Genomic DNA, 14,981 nt, shown 5'->3' on the forward strand with positions numbered 1-14,981 from the left:
TATGCTTATACGAAAAATGACTGCTTTTGGATTGTTAATGCCTCTTCTTGAGCCATGGAATCGGCGATTGAGTTAACGGTCTCGGCCAATAGAAAAAGCGGCTCCATATAGCGCTCTCTCTCATTAGCGTCAACAAGCATCTTAAACGTGAAATGCTTATTGACGTTGATCCAGTAATTCTCGTGAAAAATGACATGAGGGGATTCTAATGCAGCCTCTGATATATCTTCTACATCGGATAGTAATAGGTAGTCTCCATCAGAGAATATCCATGTGTTTTTACTGATAGATAGCCTAAATATGTAGGCTGGAATATCATAAAAAGAAAGCGTTTTCTGCACGGAAGCCGCCAGAAGAAAAGGGTCCTTAACTACTAAATAATTAGTTAGCAGCCCAATAATTCTTTTGAAGTGGTCACTGTTATCAATTAAGTTGCAGCCGGAAGTTTGTGTTCTGTATACACAGCTTTCGGTAGATTTGGGGCATAAATCTGACATCAGGGTTGGTTTTGGTGCACACAATTTGGCAGCCTCCGAGACAATAATGGAGATCTTATAAAATTTCTTCTCGAAGTTAATTGCGTACCGATACGGAAATTATGGTGTGATTTTAAGTAATACTACGTATTAGCGGCTGACAGGAGTTTGCCTATTTCTAAGCTTGAGCATCGCTGTCCGTTATAGTGAGTACATGTAGACGGTTTATACACACATCGACATAGCTGGTGTGTTGTACTCTTTGATAATGACTATTGAAGCCTCTAATTCAACACTATTTTGGGCGTAATTGTGGCGTAAATTTGGCGTAAACCTGCGTAGAAAAGCGGTATAAAATGGGCTTTTGAGTGAATATTAGCCGCACGTTAAAATCGCTGAAATGCCGCAGGATTAAAGGGTTTTGGGTGGTTTTTGTAGTATCGAGCTAGGCGGGGTGGCGCCCTGGGCAGGATTCGAACCTGCGACCTTCCCCTTAGGAGGGGGACGCGCTATCCAGCTGTGCCACCAGGGCGTCAAGAGCGCTAAATAATAGCGGCATTGAACCTTTCTCTCAACCCTCTATTTTCCAAGTGGGCAGCGCGTTTGCGTGGTTTGTTCCAGTTGGGAAACTTTCCAGTGCGGCGGCTGTCTATTACTCTTATAGACACATGACCCCGCTGTAAGGAGCCCCTGATGTTAGATGTACGGCCGATGTTGATGGTTTCCAACTTTCCCGCGGTCACTCGCGGAACCCTGGAGACCCTGCAGGTCAACTTGGGGTACAAGTGTAATCTTAGCTGCACGCACTGCCATGTCGCCGCCGGTCCCACCAGAACCGAGATGATGACGGAGACGGTAATTGCGGATGTGCTTGAGTTTATCTCAGTAAAGAAAATCAAAGTGCTGGATCTCACTGGCGGCGCGCCGGAGATGAACCCTTACTTTCGTTCTCTGGTGACGGAAGCGCGGGGGATGGGCGTGAAAGTCATGGACCGTTGTAATCTCACCATCATGCATGAAGACGGACAAGAGGATTTGGGTGATTTCCTGGCGGAGCAAAGCGTTGAAGTTGTGGCGTCGCTGCCGTGTTATGCAGAACAGAATGTGGACAAACAGCGTGGCAAGGGTGTTTACCACGAGAGCATTTCCGCGCTGAAAAAGCTGAACGCTTTAGGGTACGGGCGCGAGGGAAGCGGGTTAACCCTTAATCTGGTTTACAACCCCGGAGGTCCTTTCTTACCGCCAGCCCAGGAAAAACTGGAGGCGGACTATAAGCGCGAGCTGTTGGAGCATCACGGTATTGAGTTCAATCAGCTATTCGTGCTGACCAACATGCCAATCAGTCGCTTTGGCAGTGTTCTGTTATCGAAAGGGCAGTTCAATGAATATATGCAACTGCTGCACGCATCCTATTCCGAACATAACTTACATTCGGTGATGTGCCGGACGTTGATCAGCGTGGATTGGCAAGGATATGTGTACGATTGCGACTTCAACCAGATGCTGGATATTCCCTTGATTGCGTCAGACAAGCCCAAAGTGCATCTTCGGGACTTGATGGCCGAGAATCTGGACGGTTCCGTTATCGCCACAGCGGATCATTGTTATGGCTGCACCGCTGGTCAGGGCAGCAGTTGTGGAGGCGCGCTGGATTGAGCATACCCGTCAGCGTCATCATTCCTACTTTGAACGAAGCCGAATCCATTTCGGCTTTTTTACGGGTATTGCAACCGCTGCGCGAAGCAGGGTGGGAGCTTATTCTTTCTGATGGCGGCAGTCGTGACGAGACGGTGTCTCTCGCCGAACCGAGAGTGGATAAAATTATTGTCAGCACTCCAGGACGTGCGGCGCAAATGAACAACGGCGCCGAGAGCGCCAGCGGAGAAGTCTTGCTGTTTCTGCATGCGGATACGCAATTGCCTCAAGACGCGGTCGCGCAACTGACTGCGTTTGTCGCGTCCAATGCTGACTGGGGGCGCTTTGATGTAAGGTTATCTGGACGAAGATTTATGTTTCGCGTGGTGGAAACCCTGATTAATCTGCGTTCCCGCATCACGTCGGTTGCGACGGGAGATCAGGCGATCTTTATTCGTAAGGCGGCTTTTCAGCGACTTGGCGGCTATGCGCGCATTCCGTTGATGGAGGACGTCGAAATCTGCAAGCGACTACGACGTCAGAGCAAGCCATACTGCATCCGCGCCAGGGTAATTACCTCCAGTCGGCGCTGGGAAGTACATGGCGTTTGGAAAACCATCTTTCTGATGTGGCGATTGCGTTTTGAGTATTGGCTCGGCGTTGCTCCTGATAAGCTGTTTCGTCGTTACTACGGGAGGCCGGGAAATGTCTGAGTGCTGCCTGATTCAGTTCGCCAAGCGACCCATCGCCGGGTTGGTGAAGACGCGTTTGATCCCGGAATTGGGCGCAGCGCGGGCGCTGGATGTGCATGAAGCCCTTTTGCGCAAAACGCTGAATGTCTTGCTTGAATCCGACCTTGGCCCGGTAGAGTTGTGGTGGGACGCCCATTGGGATGACGCCGACGCCATGCAACGCTTTCTGATTGCGACGGTGGAACCCTCGCACATGGCGCAGGCCAGGAAGCTGATGATCCGCTATCAAGAGGGCGCGGATCTGGGAGAACGCATGAGTCAGGCTTTGGCGCAGGGACTAAGGCAATCCCAAAAGACGTTATTGGTGGGAAGCGACTGCCCGGTTATCACACCAGACTATTTGCGCCAGGCGATGATGGCGCTGGATCACTCTGATGTGGTGCTCGGGCCGGCGGAAGATGGTGGGTATGTGTTGATTGGCGCGCGCAATCTTACCTCGCTATCTCTCAATGACATGGCTTGGGGCGTTGACACGGTTCTACAGGCAACAATTGCGCGAGTAACCGATGCGGGCCTGAGCCATCAGCTTCTTCCTGTCTCCTGGGATGTTGATAACTACTCTGACTACCTTCGCTGGCGCCAGCAGGAAGAACGTTCGCAGTCTTGCCTTGACTAATCTGTATTGAGCAGTTTTTGTTCCGCTACTTGCTTGATTATTAAAGAATCTAATTGCTATCCCTCCTTGAATTTAAGGCCCGTACAGCTACATTTCATGTATAGGTAGTGAGAAGCTGGAAGCGCTCACGTAGCAGATATACGCGTGTCGGCGCTAAGCTCAGTGCAAGACACGCATAGTGTTTGGCGGGCAGGCCTGAAGAATATTCATGATGAAAACAGCGCTAGTGACAGGGGCGGACGGATTTATCGGTTCGCATTTGGTGGAGATGCTGCATGCGAGAGGATACCAAGTCCGCGCGCTCAGCTATTACAACTCGTTTAATGACTGGGGGTGGCTGGAGCAGTCCGCCTGCCTGAAGGATCTGGATGTGTGGAACGGCGATATCCGTGATCCGCATTATTGCATCCAACTTACCAAGGGCGTGGATGTGATTTTTAACCTTGCTGCGCTGATTGGCATTCCATACTCCTATACCGCTCCGGATACCTACGTCGACGTCAATATCCGCGGGACGGTGAATATTTGCCAAGGAGCCCGGCTCAATGGCGTCGGGCGACTTGTGCATGCGTCAACCTCGGAGGTTTATGGCACCGCCAAGTACGCACCAATCGATGAGAAGCATCCCTTACAGCCGCAGTCTCCCTACAGTGCTTCCAAAATAGGCGCTGAGTCCATGGCGCTGAGTTTCCATAATGCGTTTCAGCTGCCGGTGACGGTGGCGAGACCGTTCAATACTTATGGTCCCAGGCAGTCCGCCAGGGCGGTTATTCCCACCATCATCTCTCAAATCGCCTCGGGTAAGTCGTCGATCAAGTTAGGAGACCCCACGCCTACGCGGGACTTTAACTTCGTTGAAGACACTAGCATGGGCTTTATTGAGTTGGCGGAATGTGATCAGGCTATTGGTCAGGTCGTCAACATTGGTTCCAATACGGAGATCTCCATTGGCGATACCTTTGAACTGATTTGTCGGCTGATGCAGGCGGAAGTTGTGCTGGAGTCGGATCAGCAGCGCGCGAGACCGGCAAATTCGGAAGTCTTTCGTCTTAAATGTGATAACTCTTTGATTAAAAGCCTCACTGGGTATGAACCGCAATATACCCTTGAGCAAGGACTGCGCAAAACTATCGACTGGTTTACGCGCCCTGAGAACCTGCGACGGTATAAAGCGGATATCTACAATGTCTGATCTCTTGTCCTCTGACCATCGCCAGAAATACAAACCTCTGTTTGATTTTATTCGCAACGCCTTTCCCAACGAGGGCATGATTCCCTTGCATGAACCGAGATTCAGCGCGCTTGATAAGCAATATGTGAATGAAGCGATTGATTCAACCTTTGTCTCCAGCGTGGGGGCTTTCGTTGACAGGTTCGAGCGCCAGATTGCTGAGTACACCGGGGCGGGCTACGCCGTCGCCGCGGTGAATGGTACGGCCGCACTGCATCTGGCGTTGCTCCTGTGCGATGTGCAGCCGGGAGATGAAGTCATCACCCAGGCGCTAACCTTCGTCGCTACTGGGGCGGCGATTTTATACTGTCAGGCGAAGCCTGTGATGGTGGATGTTGACAAAGATACGTTAGGCATGAGCGCGGATGCATTACGAAACTGGTTGGAGAACAACGCCCGCAAGGAGGGTGGGGGGGCGATCAATCAGGGTACGGGGGCGGTGATAAAAGCCTGCGTTCCAGTGCATGTGTTTGGCCATCCCTGCCGGATCGATCAGATTAGAGATGTTTGCCAGGAATGGGGAGTAAAGCTGGTGGAGGACGCTTCCGAGTCGCTGGGCAGCTTCTACAAAGGTCGCCACACGGGGACATTTGGCGACATGGGAGTATTTAGCTTCAACGGCAACAAAGTGGTCACCACCGGCGGAGGGGGCGTTATTGTGACCAATAATGAACGCTTCGCCAAACGCGCCAAGTTTTTATCCACGACGGCAAAACAGCCTCATCCCTATGAGTTTTTTCATCCGGAACTGGGATACAACTACCGTCTTCCCAACTTGAATGCGGCGCTGGGCTGCGCTCAACTTGAGCAACTTGAAGAGTTTATTGAGGCCAAGCGAGAGCTGGCGCACACCTATCGTGACTTCTTCAATCTGGCGGGAATGCCCTTGGCCTTTGTGGAAGAGCCATTGGAATGTCGCTCGAATTACTGGCTGAACGCTATTTTGACGTCGAGTGAACAGGAGAAAACCGCGTTACTTGAAGCAGCCCTGAATGAGTCCGTACAGATGCGCCCAGTCTGGCGTTTGCTGCATGAGCTGCCAATGTTTGAGGGCTGCGCCCATGATGGATTGACGGTTTCCATTGAGCTTTCGCGCAGGCTGGTCAATCTCCCCAGCAGCGTGGTTCAAAGGCCATGACGACATCCCGAAGAAAAATCTGTGTCGTGACTGGCGCACGCGCTGACTATGGCCTGTTGTATTGGTTGCTGAAAGAGATAGAGACGGATGAAGCGCTGACTTTGCAACTGGTGGCGACAGGCATGCATCTTTCCCCAGAGTTTGGTTCCACATGGAAGCAAATCGAGGCGGACGGATTGCGCATATCAGAAAAGGTGGAGATGCTGTTGTCTGGAGACTCGCCTCAGGCGATCAGCAAATCCGTTGGCCTGGGGGTCATCGGTTTGGCGGACGCCTATGCACGGCTACAGCCGGATCTTCTGGTGTTGCTCGGAGATCGCTTTGAGGCTTTGGCGGCGGCGCAGGCGGCTATGCTGGCGCGTATTCCCATCGCTCATATTCATGGGGGAGAACTGACGGAAGGGGCCGTGGATGAGTCCATTCGCCACGCTATCACCAAGATGTCGCAATTACATTTTGTGGCGGCGGAAGCTTACCGCCGCCGAGTCATTCAACTCGGTGAAAATCCGCAAAGAGTGTTTAACGTGGGCGCGCCTGGGGTAGAGAACATCCGACGCCTGCCCTTGTTGAGCAAAGACGAGGTGGCGGCCCAGTTAAATGTCCATATGGACCGCCCAGTTTTACTGATCACTTATCACCCTGAGACGCTCAGCGAGACCGCGCCGGTGGAGTCGATGCAGACGCTGCTGTCTGCGCTGGATGAATACCCGGACGCGCTCAAGATCTTTACCTATCCTAATGCCGATGCCTATGGCCGCGATCTGATTGATTGTCTGCATCGTTATCAGGAGCGCTGTGGAGACAACGTGGTGGTGTCCTCTTCCCTTGGCCAGTTGCTGTATCTGAGCGTCATGCGTTGCGCTGACGCGGTGGTCGGCAACTCATCCAGTGGTTTGATCGAAGCGCCAGCGCTGGGGCGGCCTACAGTGAACATCGGCGATAGGCAAGGGGGACGCTTGCAAGCGGCATCCGTCATCCAATGCAAAGAAGGGCGCGCCAGTATTGTCCAAGGGATCTCTCGTGCGCTGGAGCCTGCATTCGTGGCGAGCTTGAACGGGATGACGCCGCCATATGGCGGTGGCGATACTGCCCGACAAATTGCAGCGGTTCTCAAACAGGCTCCATTAAAGGCGCTATTGCTCAAACCATTTTACGACCTGCCGCAAGGAGATGTGGAGTGAAGACGCTGATCATTGCGGAAGCCGGCGTGAACCATAACGGCGATGAGGCCATGGCGTATCAGCTGATTGAGGTGGCGAGCGTTGCTGGCGCCGATGTTGTGAAGTTTCAAACGTTCAAAGCGGATCTGTTGGCCACCGCGGCGGCGCCCAAAGCGACGTATCAGAAACGGGGAGCCCTGGCGGAGGAATCGCAACTGCAAATGCTGCGTCAGCTGGAGCTGGACTACGCGGTTTTTCGGCGCTTGCGGGATGAGTGCGAGCGTCGTGAAATCGGGTTTATGTCTACCGCATTTGAGAGCCGCAGTCTGAAGTTTCTGGTGGATGAGCTGGGCGTGGAACAATTGAAGATTCCCTCTGGCGAAATCACCAACGCGCCTTTTCTCCTTGAGCATGCGGCGGCTGTTCGAGTTTCGGAGAATGGACGCCTCATTCTGTCTACCGGCATGGCTACTCTGGGCGAGGTTGAGTCTGCGTTGAGCGCGTTGGCCTTCGGGCTGTTGGCGGAAAGTGGAGAACCACCATCCCCGGAAGCCTTCGAAGCCGCCTGGGGATGCCGTGAAGGGCGCGAGGCGGTTCGCGCCAAAGTGACCTTGCTGCACTGTACGACGGACTATCCGACGCCGTTTGACGATGTGCGATTGCCGGTCATGCAGACCTATCGACAAGCGTTTGGGGTCAGGACGGGGTACTCTGATCATACGCAAGGCGTCGCCATCGCATTGGCGGCGGCGGCGCTGGGCGCTGACGCCGTGGAAAAGCATTTTACTCTGGATCGCAACCTGCCGGGGCCGGATCATCGGGCGTCGCTGGAGCCTGACGAGTTGCAGCAAATGGTGGCGGGCATCCGGGCCATTGAGCTGGCGCTGGGAGAGTCGGTCAAAGTTCCCAGCAAAGCGGAAGTGGATAACCGAAAAGTCGCCAGGAAAAGCCTGGTGGCTGCGCGAGCTATTAAAAAAGGGGAGCCTTTCGATACGTTGAACATCGCCGTCAGCCGACCTGGCGGGGGCATGTCTCCCTTCCTGTACTGGCAGCTGCTGGGCGGCTCTGCGACTCGGGACTATCAGGCTGGGGAGCTTATTTGTGAATAAGCCAGTGCTGCTGATCGGAGGAGGCGGACACGCTCGGGTGTTGATAGATATTCTCGTCCTAAACGGCGCGGAAGTCATTGGCGTACTGGACCCAAGTATTGCACAGGGAACGCAATTGTGGCGTGGAGTGGAAGTGTTGGGAGGTGATGAACGCTTGAGCGATTATGACCCCTCAACGGTGAATCTGGTTAATGCGCTGGGATATTTGCCGGGCAAGACGGCGCGCAACCAGCTTTTCGCCCAGTTAACTTCCCAAGGGTACCGCTTTCCTACATTGATACATCCTTATGCCGTTCTTTCTGATGATATTAGGTTGGGGGAGGGCTGTCAGATAATGGCGGGAGCTATTCTGCAGCCGGGCTGCGTCATTGGCCCCAATACCATCGTTAATACCCGCGCGGTCATAGAGCATGATTGCGTTGTAGGCTCGGACAATCATATTGCGCCAGGAGCAGTCTTATGCGGAGGCGTGCAAACAGAGAACGGCGTGTTTATCGGCAGTCATGCGACCGTCCTGCCGCAGGTTCATATTGGCGTTAATGCGTTGGTTGGAGCCGGCGCCGTAGCGGCAAAAGACATACCTTCACACGGCAAACTGGCGCCGCCTAAAAGCAATTTGATCTCCTGATGCGGCAAATCCACGCTTTTGCCTTGTGTCGCCTTTGTAACGGACTGTGGCGAAAGCGTAACCGCCACTAAAGAATAAAGGAGAAAAGCCGATTAACAATTATGCAACGCGTCGCCAATTCACTCTTCTTCGCCTCCACGCGCCAAGCGTTGAACGGGGCGCATATCAAAGGCGGAGGGACTGGAACGAAGATTGCTGTGTTGCCATATATGTAATCGGGTCGGTCCAGCGGGATTTATCCGACTGGTTTGGAGGGTAGAAGTATGTGTGCCGATTGGCGTCAGGTATTGATCCAGCCGCAAGCAAGTATTGAACAGGCGATAGAGGTCATAGAAAAAGCCACTTTGCGCATTGCTTTAGTTGTCGACGAGCAACAAAGGCTGTTGGGCACGGTGACTGATGGTGATGTGCGCCGGGCGCTGATCAATCACACCCCTTTGTCCGCTTCTGTCGTGCGAATTATGGAAAGCGAGCCGAAAGTCGCGGAAATCAATGATTCGCGGGCGCGCATTCTCACCATCATGGAACGGCGCAAACTGCTCCATATCCCTGTCGTTGACAGTCAGCGTCGGGTAGTGGGGCTGGAAACTCTGCTGAATATCGCGCAGCAACCGCGCTACGACAATCCTGTCATGCTGATGGCGGGTGGTTTGGGAACGCGCTTGCGTCCGTTAACCAACAACTGCCCCAAGCCGCTTTTAAAAGTCGGCAATAAGCCTATTTTGGAAAACATACTGGAGAGCTTCGCCTCGTCTGGTTTCTCTAATTTCTATATTTCGGTGTATTACAAGCCGGAAATGGTGATGGACTACTTTGGCGATGGCTCCAAGTGGGGCGTCAATATTCAGTATGTGCGTGAGAACACGCCTCTGGGCACCGGTGGTGCGTTGGGACTGCTGCCGAACGACATGCCTGATTTACCGGTATTGGTGATGAATGGCGACATTCTTACCCGTGTGAACTTCGAACACTTGCTGCGCTTTCACCAGCAGCAGCGAGGGGCCGCGACATTGTGCGTGCGCGAGTACGAGTTTCAGGTGCCATACGGGGTTGTACAGGCGGAGGATCAACGTATTACCAGTATTGTAGAAAAACCCACGCACTCTTATTTCGTCAATGCCGGCATATATGTTCTGGAGCCGCAAGTGATACGGGATATCAAGCCCGAGCAGCACCTGGATATGCCGACTTTGTTGCAACAGTTGATGGAAAGCCGGAAGGATGTGGCGATGTTCCCCATTCACGAGTACTGGCTGGACATCGGTCGCATGAACGATTTTGAAAAAGCGCAGAAAGACTACATGGAGGATTTCGCGTGAGCCGTTTTACCTTGGTTAGCCAACAGGCGCCGTTATGATAGATGGTAAACGCGTACTGGCGGTCATTCCCGCGAGAGGAGGCAGTAAAGGGCTTCCCGGTAAAAATATTCGTCCCTTATGCGGCGTTCCTTTGGTGGGGTGGCCAATCAGGGCGGCCCTTCAGTCCCGTTATGTGGACCGGGTATTGGTGTCGACGGACTCGCCTGAAATTGCTGAGGTGGCGAAGAGTCAGGGCGCGGAGGTTCCTTTCCTGCGACCCAATGAGCTGGCGGGCGATTGCGCGCCGACAGCGCCGGTACTGCTGCATACCCTGGATTGGTGCCAGCTGCATGGCGAATCCTATGATTATTTAGTGCTGCTTGAGCCGACGTCTCCGCTCACTGAGGCGACCGATGTGGATAAGGCGTTGGAAATGCTGTTTGGATCGCAGGAAGCGCAAGCGATTGTCGGGGTGGCGGATGTCGATGTTCACCATCCAGTGTATTGCGCGGTGATCAATGAAAGCGGCTTGCTGGTTCCTTATCAAGGCGGAGACTTCGCCGCCATGCCGCGTCGACAGGATATTCCTGACGTGTATTACTTTGACGGGACCCTCTACATCTCCAAAGTCGAAGCTTTACGTGAGAAAGGCGGTTTCTACCATGATCGAACTCTGCCTTACGTGGTGCCTAAGTGGAAAGCCCTGGACGTGGACACTTTAACGGACTTCATCTGCGTGGAAGCTGTCATGCAGCGCAGAGAAGAATTGAAGTCTATGTGAACCCATTGAGCGTGGCCCTATGTCTGATTATCAAAGCCGATTGTTGAATGTCATTCCTGGTGGGGCGCATACCTACTCCCGAGGTTTTGACCAGTTTCCCGCCAACGCGCCGCAGATTCTTACTTCCGGCAAAGGCGCTTATGTATTTGACCCGGACAATAAGCGTTATCTGGATTACGGTATGGCGCTACGCTCGGTGATTCTGGGGTATGCGGATGAAGCGGTGAGTATGGCCGCCATTGAACAAATCTGGGCCGGCAACAATCTCACCCGGGCGTCGATTGTAGAGCTGGAGGCGGCGGAACTGCTGGTGGACATGATCGACGCCGTGGATATGGTCAAGTTTACCAAAAACGGTTCTACCGCTGTGTCGGCGGCGGTGAAGTTGGCGCGCGCTTATACCGGGCGCGATCTGATTGCGCGCTGCGGGCAACACCCATTTTTTTCCTATGATGACTGGTTTATCGGCTCAACGCCTTTGACGCGAGGGATTCCGCAGAATGTGGTAGAGCAGACCAAATGCTTTAACTACAACGATTTGGCGTCACTGGAGCAACTCTTCGCCCTTTACCCGCAACAAATTGCCTGTGTCGTCATGGAGCCCGCGACAACGGAGCATCCTGCGCCGTCGGCTACTCACGAAGGAGAAACCTTTCTGCATGACGTGCAGCGCTTGTGCGCGAGCCATGGCGCTGTCTTTATCCTTGATGAAATGATTACAGGGTTTCGGTGGGATCTGCGCGGGGCGCAGCATAAATATCGCATTAAACCGGACCTCTGCACATTCGGCAAAGCCATGGCCAACGGCTTTTCGGTGGCGGCGGTGGCCGGACGCAGAGAGATCATGGAGCTGGGCTCTATTGAAAAGAGCGGTGCGGAGCGCTTGTTTTTGCTATCCACGACCCATGGCGCGGAAATGTGCGGACTGGGGGCGTTTGTGAAAACGGCGGCCATGTTGCGGGAGCGTGATGTTGTTAATCATATCTGGTCATACGGGGCCAAACTGAAGTCCGGTATGAACGCTCTGGCGGCGGAAGCAGGAGTGGCGGATTACTTTCGCGTTGAAGGCATAGACTGTTCTCCGGGTTATCTGACGTTGGATAGCGGTGGAAATTCTTCGATGGCGTTGCGCACGCTATTCAACCAGGAAATGATCCGGCAGGGCGTGTTGATGCCATGGATCGCCTTGTGTCGCGAGCATGGCGAAGCTGAGCTGGAGCAAACCTTGAGTGCGGTAAAAAACGCATTGAGGGTATACGCGCAAGCGCTGGAGTCCGGATGGGAGAACTTTCTGGAAGGGCCCATCATCAAACCTGTTTTTCGCAAATATAACTGATCTCAGCTATATAACATTGTATATACGGCGTTTTTCGACGCGGGCGGACGGCTGGCGCTCGAAAATACAATGGCGTACCAATTGCAGTCACTATAAAGAACTGGCGGGCGAGACAAATTTTCGTCACCCCCGGCAAAGAACAGCAGCCTGTGCGAGAGAGGAATCCATGAAAACTCACAATCCACACGATGACTTTGTAGAGATTCAACCTATAACGCAGACCCCACAATCTGCGCCCAAACCCGCCAAGCTGCCGCCGGTGACGTTGTCTCAACAGGATCTGGCGGACATTAACGCCCACCTCAATCAGAGCCCGATAGACCTGCTGAAAGTGCCGGCAGTGCGAATGATACTGACCCGTAACCGTATGGCCCAGGTGAATCGCGAGAGTATCGAGCGGGCGGCGAACGTCGACTCCGCCGTTATCGATAACTGCATTGAATACAACATGTCCTGTCTGGCGGATGATGTCACTCATAATCGCCCGGAGCGCTTGATCGCTCCCTTGTGCCAGATCGGCTACATTGCGCGAAACATGCCGAAAATGCGAGTGCTGACAGTTGGGCCGCGTTCAGAGTCGGAGCTGCTTTGCCTGATATCTTCCGGCTTCAACGAAAATAATATCCGTGGTCTGGATCTGTTCAGCTTTTCTCCCTATATCGACGCTGGCGACATGCACGCCATGCCTTATCCGGACCACTCTTTTGACATCATTATCCTTGGCTGGGTGCTGGCATACAGCAAAGACAACAAGAAGGCGGCGCAGGAAGTTTTGCGGGTGGCCAAGCCTGGCGCTCACATCGCTATTGGCTGCCAGGTGCAGGAAATTGTGGATGAGGCGTACTGGGAGCAATGGTCGAAAGCCAACAACAAACCCCATGTCACTGCGGGCACCAAGTTCAAACATACCAATGAGTTGCTGGCCTTGTTCGGAACCTCCATTGACCGGGTTATTTTTCAGGAGGACGCCCATCCAGAGTTTGAGGGCAAAACCTACGACATCATGACGATCTTCCGGCTGAAGTAAAGCGAATTCTGGGACTGACGCATATCAGGGGGGGAGGCTTTATGTCCGCATCTGAAATCATGAGGCAAGTGTCAGAACACTATGACCTGCGAACCGGTTGTCGCCAGTATCATCTGGAGTGCCAGCAGTCATTCACCCGATATCTGACCATGCCGGGATATTCATCTTTCTACAACAACGGCTTTGATCGCCTGCAGGTTTTGGATGCGGCGCATGTTGAACGCATCATGCAACAGTTGCGAAGCCTGCAGAATGATGATCGCAGCGCCTGGTTGGACCCACATGTGGAGACCATTAGATTTGACTACCGGAATGATGCGGGCTGGATAAGGGAAATGTATGGGGCGGTGCTGAACGTGGAAATGGACCGCATCCTGGTGAACTTCTTTCAGTCCGAGTACATGGTTCACTCGTTGTGCTTTCATCGCACATTCCCTACGCAAGTGGAGGACGATGTCTCCTATCGCTGGCATCGGGACGCAGGGCCTACCGGACATATAAAGATCATTATTTATTTCACTGGCGGAGAAATCAGCGGCGCTGGAACGGAAGCGCTGGATGTCAATGTCACCTATGAGTTGGCGGAGCAGGGGTATTCATTTCCTCCCCTCAACGAACGCCGCTCTGATCTGGGCGAGTATTTCGACCGCGCCAATATTGTTTACAAGCCCTACGATCACTGCACGCAAGCGGGGGAGGCGCTGATTTTCAGACCGCGGGATGTCCTGCATCGCGGCGTGTTTTCTCGGGATCCTCAATCTCCCAGATATGTCGCGACGATGCTGTTGCTGCCCAGTCCGCTGCATTGGACCCAGGCTCATGAGTTATGGCCGCTATACGCACAACAACGCTTCGCTGGGAAATCCATTGATATGCAGCATGGGCCAGTCCTGAAGGGGCAGGCCAAAGTCATGGTGCCGTGAAGCCAGTCAGAGTCAGTCACATAGATAGGGCGTTATAGAAGTTGAATGAATGTATGAAGCAACTGGAAGGGAAAGTCGTCGTTATCACTGGCGGATGCGGACTGCTTGGCGGGAAGTTTTGTCGCGCGGTGCTGCAGGCCGGCGGCAGGGTGGCGGTGGCGGATATAGATTTATCTCAGGCTGAGTCTTTTGCAGAGAGCCTGCAAAGCGAATTTGGCCGAGAGTCGGCGTGCGCCGTCAAATGCGACATCACTGAAAAAGAAAGCCTCCTCAGCGCCATTGCTGAAACCGAACGCGCAATGGGCGCGATCAACGCCTTGGTTAACAGCGCCTATCCCCGCAATAAGCATTACGGCCGCAGCTTTTTCGATGTGGAATATGAAGACTTTTGCGGCAATCTGTCTTTGCATCTGGGGGGCTACTTTTTGGCGTCACAGCAGTTCGCGAGGCATTTTGTACAGCGGGGTGGCGGCAGCATCGTGAATATCGCCTCTATCTATGGCGTGACGGCTCCCCGCTTCGATATTTATCAGGGGACGACGATGACGATGCCGGTGGAGTATGCGGCGATTAAATCCGCGCTTATCCATCTCACGCGTTACATGGCGAAGTACTTGCGCGGCACAGGCGTAAAGGTCAATGCCATCAGTCCTGGCGGCATTGCAGACGGCCAACCGGAAGCTTTTTTGCAGGCCTATGCGGAATATTGCAGCGAAAAAGGCATGTTGGACCCTGACGATATCTGCGGCGCGCTGGTGTTTTTATTGTCCGACGCTTCACGTTACATCAATGGCGGGAACCTGATCGTAGATGATGGTTTCTGCCTCTAGATCCGTCGCTTCTTAAAAGTATTAAACTGAATAAATATTGC

The 14,981-nt window shown here is 53.3% G+C and carries 15 protein-coding genes and 1 tRNA gene; 14 read left to right on the top strand and 2 right to left on the bottom strand.

Annotated elements, in window-relative coordinates; all coding sequences use genetic code 11:
- Positions 1–5 precede the first annotated feature (5 nt).
- Both O5O45_RS03525 and O5O45_RS03530 read right to left on the bottom strand, forming a co-directional pair.
- Positions 6–521, bottom strand: a complete 516-nt coding sequence (locus O5O45_RS03525; RefSeq protein WP_305903901.1) for a hypothetical protein — start codon at positions 519–521, stop codon at positions 6–8.
- Between the two features lie 410 nt (positions 522–931).
- Positions 932–1,008: transfer RNA gene (locus tag O5O45_RS03530), tRNA-Arg, on the bottom strand.
- Positions 1,009–1,169: 161 nt separating this feature from the next.
- Here O5O45_RS03530 and arsS point away from each other — a divergent pair.
- From arsS to O5O45_RS03600, 14 genes are all read left to right on the top strand, one after another.
- On the top strand, positions 1,170–2,132 hold the full coding sequence (gene arsS / locus O5O45_RS03535) for an arsenosugar biosynthesis radical SAM (seleno)protein ArsS (RefSeq protein ID WP_305903902.1): 963 nt from the start codon (positions 1,170–1,172) through the stop codon (positions 2,130–2,132).
- Complete coding sequence (locus O5O45_RS03540) at positions 2,129–2,824, top strand: TIGR04283 family arsenosugar biosynthesis glycosyltransferase (RefSeq protein ID WP_305903903.1); 696 nt, start codon at positions 2,129–2,131, stop codon at positions 2,822–2,824. Before arsS ends, O5O45_RS03540 begins: the two co-directional genes overlap by 4 nt.
- The gene (locus O5O45_RS03545) at positions 2,817–3,479 is read left to right on the top strand and encodes a TIGR04282 family arsenosugar biosynthesis glycosyltransferase (protein ID WP_305903904.1); all 663 of its coding nucleotides are present in this window, start codon (positions 2,817–2,819) and stop codon (positions 3,477–3,479) included. Before O5O45_RS03540 ends, O5O45_RS03545 begins: the two co-directional genes overlap by 8 nt.
- A 208-nt stretch (positions 3,480–3,687) precedes the next feature.
- Complete coding sequence (locus O5O45_RS03550; protein ID WP_305903905.1) at positions 3,688–4,671, top strand: NAD-dependent 4,6-dehydratase LegB; 984 nt, start codon at positions 3,688–3,690, stop codon at positions 4,669–4,671.
- Positions 4,664–5,848, top strand: coding sequence for a LegC family aminotransferase (locus O5O45_RS03555; RefSeq protein ID WP_305903906.1), 1,185 nt, complete (start codon positions 4,664–4,666; stop codon positions 5,846–5,848). The genes O5O45_RS03550 and O5O45_RS03555 overlap by 8 nt, the downstream gene beginning before the upstream one ends.
- Positions 5,845–7,029 (top strand): UDP-N-acetylglucosamine 2-epimerase, encoded by a 1,185-nt coding sequence (gene neuC / locus O5O45_RS03560; RefSeq protein ID WP_305903907.1) that lies wholly within the window; start codon positions 5,845–5,847, stop codon positions 7,027–7,029. Before O5O45_RS03555 ends, neuC begins: the two co-directional genes overlap by 4 nt.
- Positions 7,026–8,117: an N-acetylneuraminate synthase gene (gene neuB / locus O5O45_RS03565; protein WP_305903908.1), complete on the top strand. Its 1,092-nt coding sequence runs from the start codon at positions 7,026–7,028 to the stop codon at positions 8,115–8,117. The genes neuC and neuB overlap by 4 nt, the downstream gene beginning before the upstream one ends.
- Positions 8,110–8,745: an acetyltransferase gene (locus O5O45_RS03570; protein WP_305903909.1), complete on the top strand. Its 636-nt coding sequence runs from the start codon at positions 8,110–8,112 to the stop codon at positions 8,743–8,745. The genes neuB and O5O45_RS03570 overlap by 8 nt, the downstream gene beginning before the upstream one ends.
- Before the next feature lie 263 nt (positions 8,746–9,008).
- On the top strand, positions 9,009–10,064 hold the full coding sequence (locus tag O5O45_RS03575; RefSeq protein ID WP_305903910.1) for a nucleotidyltransferase family protein: 1,056 nt from the start codon (positions 9,009–9,011) through the stop codon (positions 10,062–10,064).
- 34 nt (positions 10,065–10,098) lie between these two features.
- Complete coding sequence (locus tag O5O45_RS03580; protein ID WP_305903911.1) at positions 10,099–10,824, top strand: acylneuraminate cytidylyltransferase family protein; 726 nt, start codon at positions 10,099–10,101, stop codon at positions 10,822–10,824.
- Positions 10,825–10,843: 19 nt separating this feature from the next.
- Entirely contained in the window at positions 10,844–12,160 is a 1,317-nt protein-coding gene (locus O5O45_RS03585; protein WP_305903912.1) for a glutamate-1-semialdehyde 2,1-aminomutase, read from the top strand.
- A 166-nt stretch (positions 12,161–12,326) separates the two neighbouring features.
- On the top strand, positions 12,327–13,187 hold the full coding sequence (locus tag O5O45_RS03590) for a class I SAM-dependent methyltransferase (protein ID WP_305903913.1): 861 nt from the start codon (positions 12,327–12,329) through the stop codon (positions 13,185–13,187).
- 41 nt (positions 13,188–13,228) lie between these two features.
- Entirely contained in the window at positions 13,229–14,110 is an 882-nt protein-coding gene (locus tag O5O45_RS03595) for a hypothetical protein (protein ID WP_305903914.1), read from the top strand.
- A 53-nt stretch (positions 14,111–14,163) separates the two neighbouring features.
- Entirely contained in the window at positions 14,164–14,940 is a 777-nt protein-coding gene (locus tag O5O45_RS03600) for an oxidoreductase (protein ID WP_305903915.1), read from the top strand.
- Positions 14,941–14,981 lie beyond the last annotated feature (41 nt).

It is taken from the genome of Hahella sp. HNIBRBA332 (assembly GCF_030719035.1).
Taxonomy (GTDB): Bacteria; Pseudomonadota; Gammaproteobacteria; order Pseudomonadales; family Oleiphilaceae; genus Hahella.

Coding starts and splice junctions, on each gene's coding strand:
- O5O45_RS03600 (WP_305903915.1), top strand. CDS start 14,164: ATGAAGCAACTGGAAGGGAAAGTCGTCGTTATCACTGGCGGATGCGGA.
- O5O45_RS03595 (WP_305903914.1), top strand. CDS start 13,229: ATGTCCGCATCTGAAATCATGAGGCAAGTGTCAGAACACTATGACCTG.
- neuC (WP_305903907.1), top strand. CDS start 5,845: ATGACGACATCCCGAAGAAAAATCTGTGTCGTGACTGGCGCACGCGCT.
- arsS (WP_305903902.1), top strand. CDS start 1,170: ATGTTAGATGTACGGCCGATGTTGATGGTTTCCAACTTTCCCGCGGTC.
- O5O45_RS03590 (WP_305903913.1), top strand. CDS start 12,327: ATGAAAACTCACAATCCACACGATGACTTTGTAGAGATTCAACCTATA.
- O5O45_RS03585 (WP_305903912.1), top strand. CDS start 10,844: ATGTCTGATTATCAAAGCCGATTGTTGAATGTCATTCCTGGTGGGGCG.
- O5O45_RS03550 (WP_305903905.1), top strand. CDS start 3,688: ATGATGAAAACAGCGCTAGTGACAGGGGCGGACGGATTTATCGGTTCG.
- O5O45_RS03575 (WP_305903910.1), top strand. CDS start 9,009: ATGTGTGCCGATTGGCGTCAGGTATTGATCCAGCCGCAAGCAAGTATT.
- O5O45_RS03545 (WP_305903904.1), top strand. CDS start 2,817: ATGTCTGAGTGCTGCCTGATTCAGTTCGCCAAGCGACCCATCGCCGGG.
- O5O45_RS03555 (WP_305903906.1), top strand. CDS start 4,664: ATGTCTGATCTCTTGTCCTCTGACCATCGCCAGAAATACAAACCTCTG.
- O5O45_RS03580 (WP_305903911.1), top strand. CDS start 10,099: ATGATAGATGGTAAACGCGTACTGGCGGTCATTCCCGCGAGAGGAGGC.